General features: G+C 67.1%; 13 protein-coding genes. 4 read left to right on the top strand and 9 right to left on the bottom strand.

Annotation, left to right across the window (positions count from 1 at the left end; all coding sequences use genetic code 11):
* Positions 1–16: 16 nt before the first annotated feature.
* The 5 genes from AC4HOU_RS06275 to AC4HOU_RS06295 form a co-directional block, all read right to left on the bottom strand.
* A complete protein-coding gene (locus tag AC4HOU_RS06275; protein ID WP_490724213.1) occupies positions 17–2,977 on the bottom strand; it encodes a Z1 domain-containing protein in 2,961 nt (986 codons plus the stop codon).
* Positions 2,974–4,521 carry an ATP-binding protein gene (locus AC4HOU_RS06280; protein WP_490724214.1) on the bottom strand — a complete coding sequence of 516 codons (1,548 nt, stop codon included), beginning with the start codon at positions 4,519–4,521 and terminating at the stop codon, positions 2,974–2,976. Before AC4HOU_RS06280 ends, AC4HOU_RS06275 begins: the two co-directional genes overlap by 4 nt.
* A 101-nt stretch (positions 4,522–4,622) precedes the next feature.
* A complete protein-coding gene (locus tag AC4HOU_RS06285; RefSeq protein ID WP_195007012.1) occupies positions 4,623–5,993 on the bottom strand; it encodes a vWA domain-containing protein in 1,371 nt (456 codons plus the stop codon).
* Positions 5,994–6,207: 214 nt separating this feature from the next.
* Entirely contained in the window at positions 6,208–7,101 is an 894-nt protein-coding gene (locus tag AC4HOU_RS06290) for an AAA family ATPase (protein ID WP_163817409.1), read from the bottom strand.
* 39 nt (positions 7,102–7,140) lie between these two features.
* The gene (locus AC4HOU_RS06295) at positions 7,141–8,115 is read right to left on the bottom strand and encodes a GlxA family transcriptional regulator (protein WP_163817407.1); all 975 of its coding nucleotides are present in this window, start codon (positions 8,113–8,115) and stop codon (positions 7,141–7,143) included.
* A 158-nt stretch (positions 8,116–8,273) separates the two neighbouring features.
* Here AC4HOU_RS06295 and AC4HOU_RS06300 point away from each other — a divergent pair, with 158 nt between their 5' ends.
* Together AC4HOU_RS06300 and AC4HOU_RS06305 are read left to right on the top strand one after the other, a co-directional pair.
* A complete protein-coding gene (locus AC4HOU_RS06300; protein ID WP_163817405.1) occupies positions 8,274–8,705 on the top strand; it encodes a VOC family protein in 432 nt (143 codons plus the stop codon).
* Positions 8,705–9,457: a hypothetical protein gene (locus AC4HOU_RS06305; protein ID WP_280211074.1), complete on the top strand. Its 753-nt coding sequence runs from the start codon at positions 8,705–8,707 to the stop codon at positions 9,455–9,457. Before AC4HOU_RS06300 ends, AC4HOU_RS06305 begins: the two co-directional genes overlap by 1 nt.
* Here AC4HOU_RS06305 and AC4HOU_RS06310 read toward each other — a convergent pair.
* The gene (locus AC4HOU_RS06310) at positions 9,387–10,748 is read right to left on the bottom strand and encodes a DUF2252 domain-containing protein (protein ID WP_194992690.1); all 1,362 of its coding nucleotides are present in this window, start codon (positions 10,746–10,748) and stop codon (positions 9,387–9,389) included. The two genes, AC4HOU_RS06305 and AC4HOU_RS06310, sit on opposite strands and share 71 nt — an antisense overlap.
* Positions 10,749–11,132: 384 nt before the next feature.
* Here AC4HOU_RS06310 and AC4HOU_RS06315 point away from each other — a divergent pair, with 384 nt between their 5' ends.
* Together AC4HOU_RS06315 and AC4HOU_RS06320 are read left to right on the top strand one after the other, a co-directional pair.
* Positions 11,133–11,453 (top strand): hypothetical protein, encoded by a 321-nt coding sequence (locus AC4HOU_RS06315; RefSeq protein ID WP_163817399.1) that lies wholly within the window; start codon positions 11,133–11,135, stop codon positions 11,451–11,453.
* Between the two features lie 95 nt (positions 11,454–11,548).
* A complete protein-coding gene (locus tag AC4HOU_RS06320; RefSeq protein ID WP_163817397.1) occupies positions 11,549–11,971 on the top strand; it encodes a PPOX class F420-dependent oxidoreductase in 423 nt (140 codons plus the stop codon).
* A gap of 63 nt (positions 11,972–12,034) precedes the next feature.
* Here the strand turns inward: AC4HOU_RS06320 and ilvC are convergent, their stop codons facing one another.
* The 3 genes from ilvC to AC4HOU_RS06335 form a co-directional block, all read right to left on the bottom strand.
* Positions 12,035–13,036 carry a ketol-acid reductoisomerase gene (ilvC, locus tag AC4HOU_RS06325; protein ID WP_174343942.1) on the bottom strand — a complete coding sequence of 334 codons (1,002 nt, stop codon included), beginning with the start codon at positions 13,034–13,036 and terminating at the stop codon, positions 12,035–12,037.
* Between the two features lie 64 nt (positions 13,037–13,100).
* Positions 13,101–13,604: an acetolactate synthase small subunit gene (gene ilvN / locus AC4HOU_RS06330; protein ID WP_014352179.1), complete on the bottom strand. Its 504-nt coding sequence runs from the start codon at positions 13,602–13,604 to the stop codon at positions 13,101–13,103.
* Entirely contained in the window at positions 13,601–15,568 is a 1,968-nt protein-coding gene (locus AC4HOU_RS06335) for an acetolactate synthase large subunit (RefSeq protein ID WP_194991969.1), read from the bottom strand. The genes ilvN and AC4HOU_RS06335 overlap by 4 nt, the downstream gene beginning before the upstream one ends.
* Positions 15,569–15,884 lie beyond the last annotated feature (316 nt).

The following is a 15,884-nucleotide window of genomic DNA, read 5'->3' on the forward strand; positions in this document are numbered from 1 at the left end:
GCCGACGAGCACGGCTCTAGCCGTCGGCTCCGTCGCCGACCTCCACGATGGCCGAATCGTCACCGGAGTCCACGGCCGTGAACCGGATGACATGCCCGTCTCGACCTGTCGCCGAGGCAGGTGCGACGAACCCGAACGCCATCACCAGCTTCCCGGGATCGATCTGCAGGTCCGCCGTGATATCGCCGCGGTGCCGTGGTTCGACGACCGGGTGCACCATCACCGCACCCCGTCGTGGTCGCACCAGTCCCTCGGTCGCGGGATCGCCGCACGATGGGAGGCCACCCGCGATGCGGATCGCGATCGACCGGTGACGGTTCGTACTGATGGCGCCGAAGAGCGGGTCGCGGCGACGAACCCGCTCCCACCGCGTGAACAGGCGCGAACCGACCCGGATTTCCTTGTCGCGCTGCGGACGCTGCGGTGCCAGCACCACCCACTCGTCGACCTGTCGCGTCGGGCCGGTCGAGATGCTGCGCAGGTACTCGAGATGCGGCGCGAATTGTGCCGGCGCGCGCCACCGATTGCTTTCGACGATGGCCAAGAACTCGTCGGCGGTAAGCAGGCCGGTCAGGGCAGAAAGCCGATGCACTCGGCCTCGGCCTGCGAAGTGGTAGGCGAAATCTGTCGTCGAGGCGGAAAGCCGCCCGAACACCGGCTCCCAGAGTGCTGTGTTGTGCCGCAGATCGGCCGATGACGTCGGATAGGCGAACGGTTCCCGCCATCGCCCCGGCGACCGGATCTCGATCAACTGGGCGTTGTACATCTTGTTAGGGCTCGTCGGCCTGAGCAGCGGAAGGTGCTGCGAAACCAGCGGCGGCACCTTGGCAGGCGTGAGTTGCGGCGAACCATCGACCGGCTTCGCGTATTGCACGAGCTCGGCACGGAAGGCGTCTTCGTCCATACAGACCGCCTCGAACGCTCGATACAGATCGATGCCGTTCGCCCCACTCCCCTGCTCATCCCGCCCGATATACAACCGCACCAGATCCCGGTAACCCTCGCGGAATCCGAACCAGCGCCCCATCTGCATCAGTGCGGAGACGTTGGCGGCGCGGCGGCGGAAGTAGGAGATGGTCAGGCCCTCGACGGTGAAGCCGCGGGAGAGTTTCTGGCCGCCGATGAGGATTTTCCAGATGCGGCGTTTGTCGAAGTCGGCTTCGCCGGTTTCGATGTCCTTGTCGCCGTTGACGACGATGATCGGCTTGTTGTCCTGGCCGATCTCCATGACGGCGGGGCCGATATAGGGCATGAGCTCGTCGTAGGACTGCGGCACCGAGTAGTTGCCCGCGCGGGCGGCGGAGACCGGTGCCAGGTCGGTGTCGAACAGGGCGCGGAGACGGCGGTGGCCGGCTTCGCCGAGATAGCCTGCGTTCCACCACAGTTTGGTGGCGCGGGCCAGCAGTTCCCGGTGGCTGTCCACCCAGTTCGCCTCGTGGATGAGCATGGTGTGATGTTTGAATTTCTCCTCGCCCATCCCGTCGACCTCGGTGCGGAAGAGTTTCATCGCTGCGGTCAGGACGAACATGTCCATGGCCTGTTGTAGGCAGGCGATGTCGTCATCGTCGGCGACGACGACATCACGCACGTGGGCGAGTTCGTTGGAGTTGGCGACAGTGCGCTCGTCCTCCGGGATATCAGAGTCGAGGTCGTGGAAATCGCTGGCTCCCATATAGCCCGCGGGGCGCGGGAGCGAGATGATGAAGTCCTTGGGGAAGATGTCGGCGGTATCGCTCGGATCGATGAAGACGTTCGCGTACGGGGTTGCCGTGTAGCCGACGTACTGCGCCCTGGGCAGCATGGTGAGCAGTTCGGAGATCTTCTGGTTGATCGCGGTGCGCTCGGCATCGGGTTTGGGGCGGGAGGTGTTGACCGAGGCCTCGTCGGATTCGTCGTCGATGATCAGGACCGGGATCTCCGACAGCGGAGTCTTGATCTTGTTCAGGTCCTTGACGAGCTTGGACAGCACGGTCTTGTTCTTCTTGACGACCATAAGTCGAGCCGAGGAACGGTACAGGTTGCGCTCGTCGTAAAGCGGAAGCGCCGGCTCTTGCTTCTCGAACTCGAGTGCCACGATGCCTTGCAGCAGGCTGTTGTAGTCGTTGTCCCGCGTTGTCATGCGCACGATATCGAAGGCGCCGAGTGCCGACGGCAAGCCGCCGAACTCCACGAAACGACCGCGTGCCCAATCCGGGTCGTCGGCGTAATCGGAATCGAATTCACTGGCTCCGCGCAGGATGTTCTCCCGGCCCACCAATTCCATGTCCAGCCGGCGCTGCGTCTGGGCCCGTAAGAGGTTCAAGGTGCCGCCGAGCACGATGATCAGGCGGTAACCCGCATCGACGGCCTTGGCTATGACGCCGGTGAAGTTGGCGGTCTTACCCGACTGGACGTAGCCGACGACCAGACCCTTGGACTGATACGCCACGGCGCTCGCGGGATCAGCGAGCCGTTCGACGACGTTGTCGGTGGCGACATTGAGGTCTTCGATCGCTTCGTCCGACCAGCCCTTGGTCCGGAGCAGCTGACGGTAGGCGGGCCAGTACCACGGGCGACCACGTTGGCCCACGGAGTCGTACCAGGGTACGAATTCCTTGCTGATCACCACTGGAAGTTCGGCCTTCGAGACAGGGATCAGCGCTTCCAGCAGTTTGGCGGTGGAGGTGTCGATGGCCAGCAGTCGGTAGATGTCGGCGCGGCGTTCATCGGTTCGTGCCGCGGCCGACGACCACGCGGGTGCCACAGCGAAATCCCACTGCGTCAGCTGTTTGCGCCACATGTCGACGATCGGATCGCCGGACTGCGCGTTCAGCAGGGTCTCACGGAAGTCGGTCTCGTCGGCGAACGGCTCGGCAACGTCGGGGAGGTCCTCGACCTGGTACGCCATGGCACGCGCCAGTCGCTTCGGCCGGCTGCCGGCCATATCGGCCAGCACGGCGGTGTGCAACTCGATGCGGAGGGCGGGATCGCTGGTCATTGCTGTCCTCCCGCGTCCGACATATCCGCTAGCTCGGCCCGCGCGGCCGCGACCAGCACCGTCTGCCACAGTTGCAGGTTGTCCTTGATCCGTCGGCCGCTGTACTCCTTCTGGAAAACCTCGTGCACCAGCAGGTACAGCAAGGCCTTCATAGTCGGAGCGTCGTTCAAGCTGCCTGCTCTGCCGCCGAGGATCGCGGGGCGATAGCGGCGGTTCAGCGCGATGACCCGGTTCTCGCGGTCGATGTCGAAGAATTCGTCACCCGCGAGCTTCTGCCACAGGATCGAAATCGGCTCCTCGCCCGGGATGAGCGGCAACTCCTCCTCGATCGTCTCGCGTACTTCGGGCCCGAACCCGCGGCCGGGTGGAATGACCGCTCTACGCGTCGCGCCCGCCCGTTTCCGCGCCTCCCGGTAGGTCTGTTGGGCCTCGGCGAGATAGTCGGCGAAGAGATTGCCGTTGGCGTCGGCGGCGGTTTCCAGCGCGGTGAGGAATTCCGGTGAAGACTCCACGCCCTCTTTTTTGACACTGAGCCGGAACACGTCGCCCGGCTGATCGGGCACGTCGATGGCAACGCGAGCGAGCGACAGATGCTGTTCGGGCTGGCGAAAATTGTTCCAGCCGCCTGCTTGAACGACCCGGCCGTGGCGGTAGAAGTAGAAGCCCTGACGGTCGATGACGCTGCCAACCGCCCGGTACTGGTCGACATTCGATTTGGGCGGCCAGATATGAGCGGTCAGGAACACCGGGCCCAGCGAAGGGACTTCGGCGACGAACTTGCGCGGATAGTCGGCGTGGCCGGTGACGGGATATCCGAATGGATCCAACGGCTGCACACCGAAATTCATGTAGATCGCGCCGGTGCGGATGTCCTCGACGGCGATCGTGATGTTGAAATCGGGCCGCGCGAGAAATCGATGCAGTTGCAGGCCGAGGTGCAGTCCCAGCTTGTTGATGGTCCGGTGCAGATAGCGGTCGGTCTGGCCGCCCCCACCGCGGGTCGGGAAATTCTTCACCCCATCCCACCGGATAACGGTGCCGTTCCATCGGATCGGACACTGGTGGTAGCGATCGATCAACGACATCGCGTACTCGGGCGCGACGATATCGCATTGGAAACCGGCCAACGCGTGTTCCATCACCCAGCGTCGTCCGACGGGACGCGTCGTTTTGGTGCGGCTGACGACCGTCACCGCCCCGGCATGACTCAGCGAGGCCGACTTGAGACCGGTGCCGAACATGCCGAGCGCACCGGGCTGGTAATCGCGACGGCCGCCCACCGTCATGGCGATATCGAGCTCATCCTCGGACATGCCTTGTCCGTCGTCGATGACCAGCAGGCTCACCAGATTGTCGCCATCGCGCAGGAAGTGGATCACAACGTCCTTGGCGCCTGCGTCGATCGAGTTGTCGACGAGGTCGGCGATCGCGGCTTCGAAGCCGTAGCCCTGGCTGCTCAGGGCCTCCATATACCGCGGGTCGGGCGGAAGATGCTTGGTTCCCGTTGTGGGGACGTCGAAACTCCACTCCTGCGCACTGTCCACCCTGCCCGCCTCACTCCGCCCGCGCCACTGTTTTTCCAGGAAACTCGTGCGTGAAATCTTCTGGTGGCCGTGAGGTGTTACAGCTCACCGAGAGCAAGCACTCACGCGGGCAGCAGCCGCCCGACGACCTCGGCCAACTGCACTACGTTCCGGCATTCGTGCATCGTGATGTGCTCGGCATACACATGCGCGGCCGAATCGCCGGTGGACCAGGAGCGGGCGGGTTCGGGGTTCAACCAGTGGGCGTGCTTGGCCTTGTCGAGCATGAGGGAGAGGGCGTCGAGACCTGGGTCGGTGCGGTTGGTGCGGGCGTCGCCGAGGATGAGGAGGGAGGCGCGGGGGCCGAGGGCGTCGAGGTGGTTGGTGACGAAGCCGGAGAGGGCTTCGCCGTAGTTGCTGCTGCCGAAGCGGGTGACGCCGGATTCGCGGATGATGCGGGCGGTGAGGTCGGGGGTGGGCGGGGTGCCGGGGGTGAACCAGGGGGTGATTTCGGCGCAGGTGTCGATGAAGCCGAAGCTGCGGACGCGGCTGAATTGGTCTTGCAGGGCGGCGACCAGCAGGAGGGTGAATTCGGCGAAACCGGTGACGGAGCCGGAGAGGTCGGCCAGGACGACGAGGTCGGGGCGGCCGTGTTTGCGGGCGCGGAGGACGGGGGTGACGGGGACGCCGCCGGTGGACATGGAGGCGCGCAGGGTGCGGCGCAGGTCGATCTGGCCGCGGACGGCTTTGCGGCGGCGGGCGGCCAGGCGGGTGGCGAGTTTGCGGGCCAGCGGGTGGACGAGGCGGCGCATCTCGGCGAGGTCCTGTTCGCGGGCGCCGAGGAAATCGATGCGGTCGCTGCTGGATTCGACGCCGCGGCGGGCGATGTAGTCGGTGCCGCGCAGTTCGGCGGAACGGATGCGGGCCTCGGTTTGCAGGGCGGTGCGGAAGGCGCGCAGGCGGCGGTCGGCTTCGATGGTGTGCACGGCGGTGTCGAATTCGCTGGTGGAGGCGCCCATCCGGGCGACGATGCGTTCGGCGAGATCGGGCTGCAGTGCCTTCAGAGTCAGGTACGACGACCAACCCGCGCCGGAGGCGGTGGTGACGACGCCCGATGCGCCCGCGCCTTGTCCCCCGCTGCCGTAGCCGCCGAGTTCGGTGAGGGCGCGGCGAGCGAGTTCGGGTGTGGCGTCGGGGTTGTCGGCGAGAGTGGTGACCAGTTCGTCGCGCAAGGTCGCGATGGCGTCGGGATTCGGTTCGCGCACTTGACCGTACCCGCCGCGACCGAGGAAGTAGAGGTCGAAGAGCTGATCGAAGACCGCGCGCTGACCGTTGCGGCGCAGCAGGGTGGCGGCGAGTCCGGAGCGGAGGCGGTCGGTGTTGTCGGTGCCGAGCGCGACAATGGCTTCGGCGGCATCGATGGTTTCGCTGGGGCCGGCGTTGATGCCGTGTTCGCGCAGCAGCGTGACGAACGCGACGAGGCGGTCGGTCATCGATTCGTGGCGCGATCCGGCCTCGAGGTGAGCGGGTCCGGACGGCGTCACCTGTCGCCCCCATCCGGGGCTGCCCACACCCGAGATCCCCCGGTGCGGTTTCGGCGGTAAGGGCGTGGCCGGGAAGGGCGCGTAGGCGCGTCCGATAGGCGCCCGCTCGGTGCACCGAACCGGGCGGCGCCGTGACCCGGGGCCGCGCCTCGCGCCCTGCGAGTCAGCCGCACGCCGACTCCGCTGCCGCGTCTGCCCCATCCAGCTCGAGCCGCTCCACCGCGACCTGATGGTCGGACCGATGTTTCAACAGCACACCGAGCGTGGAGCGCACCACTCCACCCGTGAGTCGCCGAGTCCCCAGCGCGACGAGAGTTCGTGCCCAGTCGACGGTTTCGGCGACCGACGGCGCCTTGCGCAGCGGGAGCTGACGGAGCGCGCCGACGGTGCGCACGATCGGTTCGGCCAAGGCCGCATCGAGTTCGGGCACGCGCAGCCGGACGATGGCGCGTTCCAGCTCGGCGGTCGGATAGTCGATGTGCAGGTACAGGCAGCGTCGCTTCAACGCCTCCGATAGCTCGCGGTTGGCGTTGGAGGTCAGGATGACGAACGGTTTCCGGACGGCGCGGATGGTGCCGAGTTCGGGGATGCTGACCTGATAGTCGCCGAGCACCTCGAGCAGCAGCCCTTCGAGTTCGACATCGGCCTTGTCGAGTTCGTCGATGAGCAGCACGGTGGGCTCGGGGTTGCGGATGGCGGCCAGCAGTGGGCGCGAGAGCAGGAACTCTTCGGTGAAGACGTGCTCGCGGGTACTGTCCCAGCCCTCGCCCTCGGTGGCGGTGATGCGCAGCAGCTGCTTGGCGTGGTTCCACTCGTAGAGGGCGCGCGCTTCGTCGATGCCCTCGTAGCACTGCAACCGGATCAGCTCGGCCGCGGCGGTAACGGCGAGGGCCTTCGCCAGTTCGGTCTTGCCGACGCCGGCGGGGCCTTCGATGAGCAGCGGTTTGCCCAGATGGCCCGCCAGGAACACGGCGGTGGCGATATCGGTGGACGGCAGATAACCGGCGTCGGTGAGCCTGCGGGTCACCTCGTCCACCGAGGCAAAGAAGTTACTCATCGGTAGACAGTGTAAAACGCATCGGTCGCCGGCCTCGCTTCACCATGCGAGCGGCGAGGACCGCAGCTCGGCGATCGTCACGCCGCGGCGGCGTTTCACCAATCCCCGCAGGGTTCCCGCGTTCAGATAGCCGACCCGCGCCGCGACGGCGTCCAGCGTCAGATCAGTGGTGCGCAGCAGCTGCGCGGCACGCTCCAAACGGATGTCGTTGACGAAGTCGCGTGGTGACATGCCGAGTTCGGCCTGGGTGGCGCGCTGCAGGCTGCGCTCGGTGACGCCGATCGCCTGCGCGGCGGTGGAGATCAGGAACTGGTCGGCCAGATGGTCGCGCACCCAGCGTTCGAAGGCCGCGGTCACCGAATTGCCGCGGGCGACGATTTCGGGAAGCACGAAGTCGCTTTGCCTGCGCCCGTTGCCCGCGATCAGATATCGGCTGGTGAGTTCGGCCAGCGCCGGACTCACCGATTGCACCAGCGACAGCGCGAGATACATGTGCGACAGCGCGGCGCCCGCCGTGCTGACCCGCGGGCCACGACACAGGATCCGGCTCTCGTCGAGCGCGATCTGCGGGTAGCGGCGGCGGAACGTGGGGCCGAGCCACCAGCTGGTGGTGGCCGCGGATCCGTCGAGGACACCGGCCTCGGCCAGGAAGAAGGTCCCCGAGCAGGCGCCGGCCACATGTGTGCCGTTCTCGTGGACCTGCCGGATCCGATCCAGCACGGGCTTGCTGCGGGCCGAGGTCACCAGATCGACCAACGGCTCGGGATCGAGCACCTGCACCGCGGGCACGATCATCATGTCGGGTTCGGGCGTGCCGTCGACCAGTGGTGTGGTGGCGATGGTGTGCCCATGCCCGGAGGTGACGCTCTCGCCGAAGGACATGGTGCGCACCCGCCACGGCGCGGGTGGTGTGTCGAGCTGGTCGCGGGCCGCGTTGGCGGTGTTGAAGGTCTCCTGCAGTGCCGCCAAACCGAAGTCGGCCACACCATCCATCACGAACACCCCGACATCCATGTCGGGAATAGTACTGAACATGTCGTTTCCGACACTCGGTAATGGCGGACGGGCCGCATAGTGTCAGTTCAGTTCCAGTGACGGCCCGCACAGTTTCGGCCCCCTCACCCCGGCAGCCCCCAGCCGTCGTCCGCCGATCGACACCCTCGGAGTCCCGCATGTCGCTTGCCACCAGCCTCGTCCACCACATCCGGTTGACGGTCACCGATCTCGAACGTTCGCGTGAGTTCTACGAGGACGTGCTCGGCTTCGAAGTGGCGGCCGAATCGCCCGGCAACCCGGCCGATCCACTCGTGCGCGCCGACCCGTTCCAGCTCTACGGCGGCGTGGTGTTCCAGACCCCCGGCGGGATGCTGCTCGGACTGCGGCCGGTGGCCGACCCGGACGATCGCTTCGATTCCGAACGCGTCGGTCTCGACCATCTCAGCTTCACCGTCGATTCCCGCGACGATCTCCTGAAGGCCATCGCCCGCTTCGACGAGGCGGGCGTGGCACACGGCGACATCGTCGAGATGGATCAATTCGGTATCGCGATCCTCGGCTTCAACGATCCCGACGGTATCCACCTCGAACTGACCGCGGGGATCTGATGGGCGTACGGACCCGCACCTGTACCGAGGTCGACCTACCGCCGTTTGCCCAGCTCTGGGCCAGATGGGCGGCGATGTCGGCTGCCTTCGCCGCCGCCGGATCGCAGTGGGGGCCGCGAATGTTGCCGTCGCTGGCATGGTTCGAGAGCTCCGGCAACAGCGGCTCGACGCTGTACGCGCTGCCCGGCGGCCGCGCGGTGCTCTCCGGCGGCGTGTGGACCTCGGACGCGCTGCGATTCGACGACGACGCACCACCGCCGGTGCATCCCGAGCCGCCGGACTGGGCCGTCGACCCGATGCTGAACCCGCACGCCGACACCGGGCTCACCGCGTTCTGCTACTGGTGGGATGCCGGACGCTGGTATCGCGCCGACTCCCCCTCGGTGGCGCAGGCGGCCTCGGCACTGCCCGGCCTGTGGACCACCGACTCGGTCGCCGAGCTCATCACCTGCCTGGCGACCGGCCGCCCCAACGACGAACAACGCGCGCACGCGATCACCCTGATCTGTGCCGCCGAGATCGGCGCGGTGAGCCATGACACGGTGGCGAATGTGTTCGGCGACAACGATTTGTTCGATCTGGACGCGGCCATGGATCAGTTCGAGATGGCGGGACTCACCGCGCGTCAGACCGCTACCCGCGCGGCCACGCAGTGCCTGCGCGGTCCGGCCACGCCACGGTTCAGTACGGGTTCGCCGCAGCTTCGACGCGTCCGGATTCGATGGCCTCGACCAGCGCTCGGTGATCGCTGACGGTCTGATCGGCGTAAGCGAGGGCGAACTCGGCCATGGCCCGGTCGAACGAATCGCCGGACCCGAGATAGCCGGCGATGGCGATGCGGTCGCCCGAGCGGGCATGGGCCCTGGCGAGGGTGTGCCCGCACAGCGCGGCGTACTGGCGCAGGCCGGCCGGTGACATGGTGTCGATCTCGGCGGAGCCCTTCATATCGCGCAACTGCCGCCAGTAGAAGTGGCGGCCCTGCGGTCCGGCGATCCAGCCGAGGAAGATATCGCTCGCGGACTGCATCAATCGCTGCCCGTGCACCACGCGGTGGCCGTGATTGCGGAACACGCTCGGCGTCAGATGCGGCGCGAGCACCGATTCCTCGGCCTCCTTCACCTGCAGAAACAGCGGGCCGCCGGTGTCGCGGTCGATGAGCAGCACCACGAAACAGCGGGTGCCGACGCTGCCGACGCCCACCACCTTGCGCGCGAAATCCACGATCCGGTACCGGTTCACCAGCACCCGGCGTTCCTCGGGCAGCGAGCGGCGATAGGCGGCGAAGACCTCCTCGACGGCGTCGGCATCGGCGACGGCGACCGGTGTGAGCAGTGGCGGTTGCTGCCGGATGCGCAGGCGACCGTCGGGACCGAGCTCGGTGAGTTTGTGCAGCGCCTGCAGGCTGGTGCGGCGGCGGGCGGCATCCAGGGTCTTCTCGACGTTCTTGCGGCGCTTCGGTTTACGGACCAGATCGACCAGGGTGTCGGCGTCGACCTGCTCGTACCAGACGTCGAGGGAGTCACGTCCGGCCAGCCGTCGCATGCCGTCGCGGTAGGCCGCCGCCGCGGTGCGCGCCGATGCGGCCGCCGCGTCATCGGTGCAGCCGTTGGCTCGTGCGGCGACCGCGATGCTGGCCGCCAGACGTTTCACATCCCATTCGAAGGGACCGGGCAGTGTCTCGTCGAAATCGTTGAGGTCGAAGACCAGCGACCGTTCCGGTGAGGCGAAGACACCGAAGTTGGACAGGTGCGCGTCGCCGCACAGTTGCACCGTCAGGCCGGTGTTCGGGGTGGCCGCCAGGTCGGCCGCCATGATCGCCGGAGCGCCGCGCAGGAAGGGGAAGTGCCCGGCCGCCATCCGCGCGTAGCGGATGGGCACCAGCTCGGGAACGCGGGTGGCCGCCTGCCGTTCCAGGATGGCGATCGGGTCGCGTTCCGGGGCGAGCCGCAACTGGCCGAGCGCCGAACGTGGCAGCTGCGCGCGCACCGCGCGACCAGCGTGCTCGCGCTCCGACGCCGGAGTGTCGGCGACCGTATTCGTCATCCACACAGTCTTGCCCGCGGCCGAGAACAGTACAACGACGCGGCGAAATCCGGTGTGTCCCCTATTGCCCCCGACCCGGTCGGCGTGCCCGCATGGGTGGGGTCTCATCCATTCGAATGATCCTCGGTCCGAACCTGTCCGCACCCGTGACCTTTGCCGCCAATTGCGGAAGAGTAGGGGGTGTGTCACCGCTGCTCGACCGATTCGCCCCGACCACGTCGGCCGGCCGGGATCCGGTGTCGCCCGAGTGCCCGTCCGGCACGGCAGGCGTGTTCCCGCACCGCTCGCACAGCCCGCGAGGCCACCGCTACGTCCGGACCAGCGCTCGAATCACGGCGAGGGCTGCGATCGGCTGATCCGCAGCATGCTGGAAAGGATAAGAAGGTGTTCTCGACAACCACATCAACCGCGTTTCGCCGGACGGCGGCGCGCGTCGCCGTCGCCGGTGCGATAACAGTGTTTCCGCTGACGGCCGTCGCGGTTCCGGCCGCTGCCGATCCGGCGTCGGCACCGCCCGGTATCACTCAGGTCGATCGCCCAGGCCATGGCGATTGGGACCGGTGGGACCACGACAAGAACAAGAAATGGGATCACGACAAGAAGTGGGACCGTGACTGGGACCGCAACTGGGATCGTGGTCACGGGCACGACCCGCTCTGGTGGCTGCTGCGCCATATCATTCCGCGCGGATTCGGCAGCTTCTGAGCGACCGCGGGCGGGAAAGGCGAGCACGACCGGTCGGGGTTCCGCCCGCATCACTCCTTGACCTCAACCTTCGTCGAGGTCCTACGTTCGATGTCATGGCAATTCTCACCGACGTCGAACGCGCGTATCTGCACACCGTGCGGCTGTGCCGGCTGTCCACCGTCAGCCCGGACGGCCAGCCGATGACGGTTCCGCTCGGCTTCCGCCTCAACGACGACGACACCATCGATATCGGCGGACCGAACCATGCGAACACCCGGCGCTACCGCAATGTGCTCGTCAACCCGAAGGTGAGCGTGCTGTTCGACGACCTCACTCCCGATCGGCCCGGCGAACTCGTCCCTGGCAAGGGCCGCGGCGTCGAAATCCGCGGTATCGCCGAAACGCTCACCGTGGAGGTACCGCCGGTGGTGCCGGAGTGGTTCTCCCATGACGTCATCCGCATCCACCCGCGCCGGGTGCACAGCTGGCATATCGACCCGGCCGATCCGAGCGGCCGCGCCCGCACCGTCGCCTGAGGCGTACACGCGAAAGGGCCCGTCCGCCACCGGCGAACGGGCCCTTTTCTCGCGTACGGAAACTTACGCGGTTTCGGTGATCGGGCGATCGACCCAGCTCATCAGACCACGCAGCTTGGCGCCGGTGACCTCGATCGGGTGCTCGGCGTTCTGCTTGCGCAGCGCCTCGAGCTCCTTGTTGCCGCCCTCGACATTGGCGACCAGACGCTTGACGAAGGTGCCGTCCTGGATGTCCTTGAGGATGTCCTGCATCCGCTTCTTGGTGTCGGCGTCGATGACCCGCGGGCCCGACAGGTAGCCACCGAACTCGGCGGTGTCGGAGACCGAGTAGTTCATCCGGGCGATGCCGCCCTCGTACATCAGGTCGACGATCAGCTTGAGCTCGTGCAGCACCTCGAAGTAGGCCATCTCCGGCGCGTAACCGGCCTCGACCATGACCTCGAAACCGGTCTTGACCAGTTCCTCGGTGCCACCGCAGAGCACGGCCTGCTCACCGAACAGGTCGGTCTCGGTCTCTTCCTTGAAGGTGGTCTTGATGACGCCCGCGCGGGTGCCGCCGATGGCCTTGGCGTAGGACAGCGCCAGGGCCTGGCCCTCACCCTTCGGGTCCTGATCGACCGCGATCAGCGCCGGAACGCCCTTGCCGTCGACGAACTGACGACGCACCAGGTGGCCCGGGCCCTTCGGCGCCACCATGCCGATGGTGACGTTGGCCGGCGGCTTGATCAGGCCGAAGTGGATGTTGAGGCCGTGGCCGAAGAACAGCGCATCGCCATCCTTCAGGTTCGGCTCGATGTCATTGGTGAAGATCGACGCCTGCGCGGTGTCGGGGGCCAGCACCATGATCACGTCGGCCCACGCGGAAACCTCGGCGGGGGTGCCGACGGTCAGCCCGGCCTCCTCGGCCTTCGGCCGCGACTTCGAGCCCTCGGCGAGGCCGACGCGGACCTCGACACCCGAGTCGCGCAGGCTCAGCGAGTGCGCGTGGCCCTGGCTGCCGTAACCGATCACCGCGACCTTGCGGCCCTGGATGATCGACAGATCGGCATCGTCGTCGTAGAACATCTCGACTGCCACTATTGGGTTCCCTTCTCGATTTCTAGGAGTTAGAAAAGACTGATTCGGCTGCTCAGCGGGTCGCGGTGATCGACTTCGGCCCGCGGCCGACCGCCACCACACCGGACTGCACGATCTCACGGATGCCGTACGGTTCCAGCATCCGCAGCAGCGCGTCGAGCTTGGACCGGGTTCCGGTCGCCTCGACGGTGAGCGCGTCCGGTGACACGTCGATGACCTTCGCCCGGAAGAGCGTAACGGCCTCGATCACCTGGGTGCGCACGCTGGCGTCGGCGCGCACCTTCACCAGGATCAGCTCGCGGGCCACCGAGGCCTCGGCGTCCTGCTCGACGATCTTGATGACGTTGACCAGCTTGTTGAGCTGCTTGGTCACCTGCTCGAGCGGCAGATCCTCGACGGTGACGACGATCGTCATCCGGGAGATGTCGGGAACCTCGGTGCCGCCGACCGCCAGCGATTCGATATTGAAGCCGCGGCGAGAGAACAGGCTCGCCACTCGCGCCAGCACGCCCGGCTTGTCCTCGACGAGGACGCTGAGGGTGTGGGTGCTGCTCATTCTTGGTTCCCCTCGCTGGTCTGTGCGGTGGTGTCGGCGGGACGGCCGGCCTGCGTCCGGTCATGCGACAGCGCCTCGTGGATGACGGCGGGCTCGGCGGCGGTCTCGTCCTCGTCGAACAGCGGACGGATGCCGCGCGCGGCCATGATCTCGTCGTTGCTGGTGCCCGCGGCGACCATCGGCCACACCTGGGCGTCCTTGCCGACGATGAAGTCGATGACGACCGGGCGGTCGTTGATCGACTGCGCCTCCCGGATCGCGGCCTCGACGTCTTCTTCCTTCTCCACCCGGATGCCGTGGCAGCCGAGCGCTTCGGCCAGCTTGACGAAATCGGGGATGCGCAGGGTGTGCGTGCCGAGATCGGTGTTGGAGTAGCGCTCCTCGTAGAACAGGGTCTGCCACTGGCGGACCATGCCGAGGTTGCCGTTGTTGATCAGCGCGACCTTGATCGGCACGCCCTCCACCGCGCAGGTGGCCAGCTCCTGATTGGTCATCTGGAAGCAGCCGTCACCGTCGACCGCCCAGACCTCCTTCTCCGGCGCGCCCATCTTGGCGCCCATGGCGGCCGGGACGGCGTAGCCCATGGTGCCGAGACCGCCGGAGTTGAGCCAGGTGCGCGGCTTCTCGTACTTGACGAACTGGGCGGCCCACATCTGGTGCTGGCCGACGCCCGCGCAGTAGATCGCATCCGGTCCGGCCAGGCGGCCGAGCGCGTCGATGACGAACTCCGGCGACAACGAGCCGTCGCTCGGCGCGGTCCAGCCGAGCGGGTAGGCGTCGCGGATGCCGTCGAGGTAGGTCCACCATTCGGTCAGCTCGAACGGCATGGTCTGGGCCGGATCGGACTTCAGGGTCTCGATCAGCTCGATGATCACCTCGCGGCAATCACCGACGATCGGGACATCGGCGTGCCGGTTCTTCCCGATCTCGGCGGGGTCGATATCGGCGTGGATGACCTTGGCGCCGGGCGCGAAGGAGTCCAGCTGACCGGTGACGCGGTCGTCGAACCGGGCACCGAGGGTGATCAGCAGGTCCGACTTCTGCAGCGCCGCCACCGCGGCCACCGAACCGTGCATGCCGGGCATGCCGCAGTGCAGGCGGTGGCTGTCGGGGAACGCGCCGCGCGCCATCAGCGTGGTCACCACCGGAATGCCGGTCAGTTCGGCCAGCTCCAGCAGCTCGGCCGAGGCGTCGGCCTTGATCACGCCGCCGCCGACGTAGAGCACCGGCGCCTTGGCCTCGGCGATCAGCCGGGCGGCCTCACGCACCTGCTTGCCGTGCGGCTTGGTGACCGGGCGGTAGCCGGGCAGCCGCATCTCCGGCGGCCAGCTGAAGGTGGTCTGCGCCTGCAGCACGTCCTTCGGGATGTCGACCAGCACCGCGCCCGGACGGCCGCTCGAGGCCAGGTAGAACGCCTCGGCGATCATGCGCGGGATGTCGGCGCCGTCGGTGATCAGGAAGTTGTGCTTGGTGATCGGCATGGTGATGCCGGAGATGTCGGCTTCCTGGAAGGCATCGGTACCGATGAGTCCGCGGCCGACCTGACCGGTGATCGCGACGATCGGCACCGAGTCCATCTGGGCGTCGGCGATCGGGGTGACCAGGTTGGTGGCGCCGGGACCCGAGGTCGCCATGCAGACACCGACCTTGCCGGTGGCCTGGGCGTACCCGGTGGCGGCGTGACCGGCACCCTGCTCGTGGCGCACCAGGACGTGCCGCACCCGGGTGGAATCGAACAGCGGGTCGTAGACGGGCAGGATGGCGCCGCCGGGAATGCCGAATACGGTGTCGACGCCGAGCTCCTCGAGCGAGCGGACGACCGACTGCGCGCCGGTGACCCGCTCGGGCGGGAGCTGGCGGCGGTTGGCCGTGGTCGTCGCGGGAGTACCGGCAGCTGCCGGCTGGTTCGCCGAAGGCGCTGGCCTGCGGGCCGAGGGCCCGGGCCGGGCGGTTGGTGCGCTCACCGTCTTGGTTCCTTACCTCTTGTCGTTATGACCCCGGGCGAGCCGCGAGTGGCGGTGCCTGCCCGTCCGGACAGCGGTCATGGTCCGAACACAAAAAAGCCCCCGACAGCCCATGGCTGTTCGAGGGTGGCGCGTCGCAGTGCGAGCTGACGTATCAGGTAGTCGGGCTCAACGCTGGACGCGCCGGCCGATTACGAGCAACTCGTTTCGATTCACGCGCATGACGGTATTTGTGCGTGAGGTGAAGAGTCAAACTGCTTGCCTACGCCGTCCCATTATGTGGGACGACAGTGGGTGCTCGAGTCCGTCCACCATG

Source organism: Nocardia sp. JCM 38205, assembly GCF_058222935.1.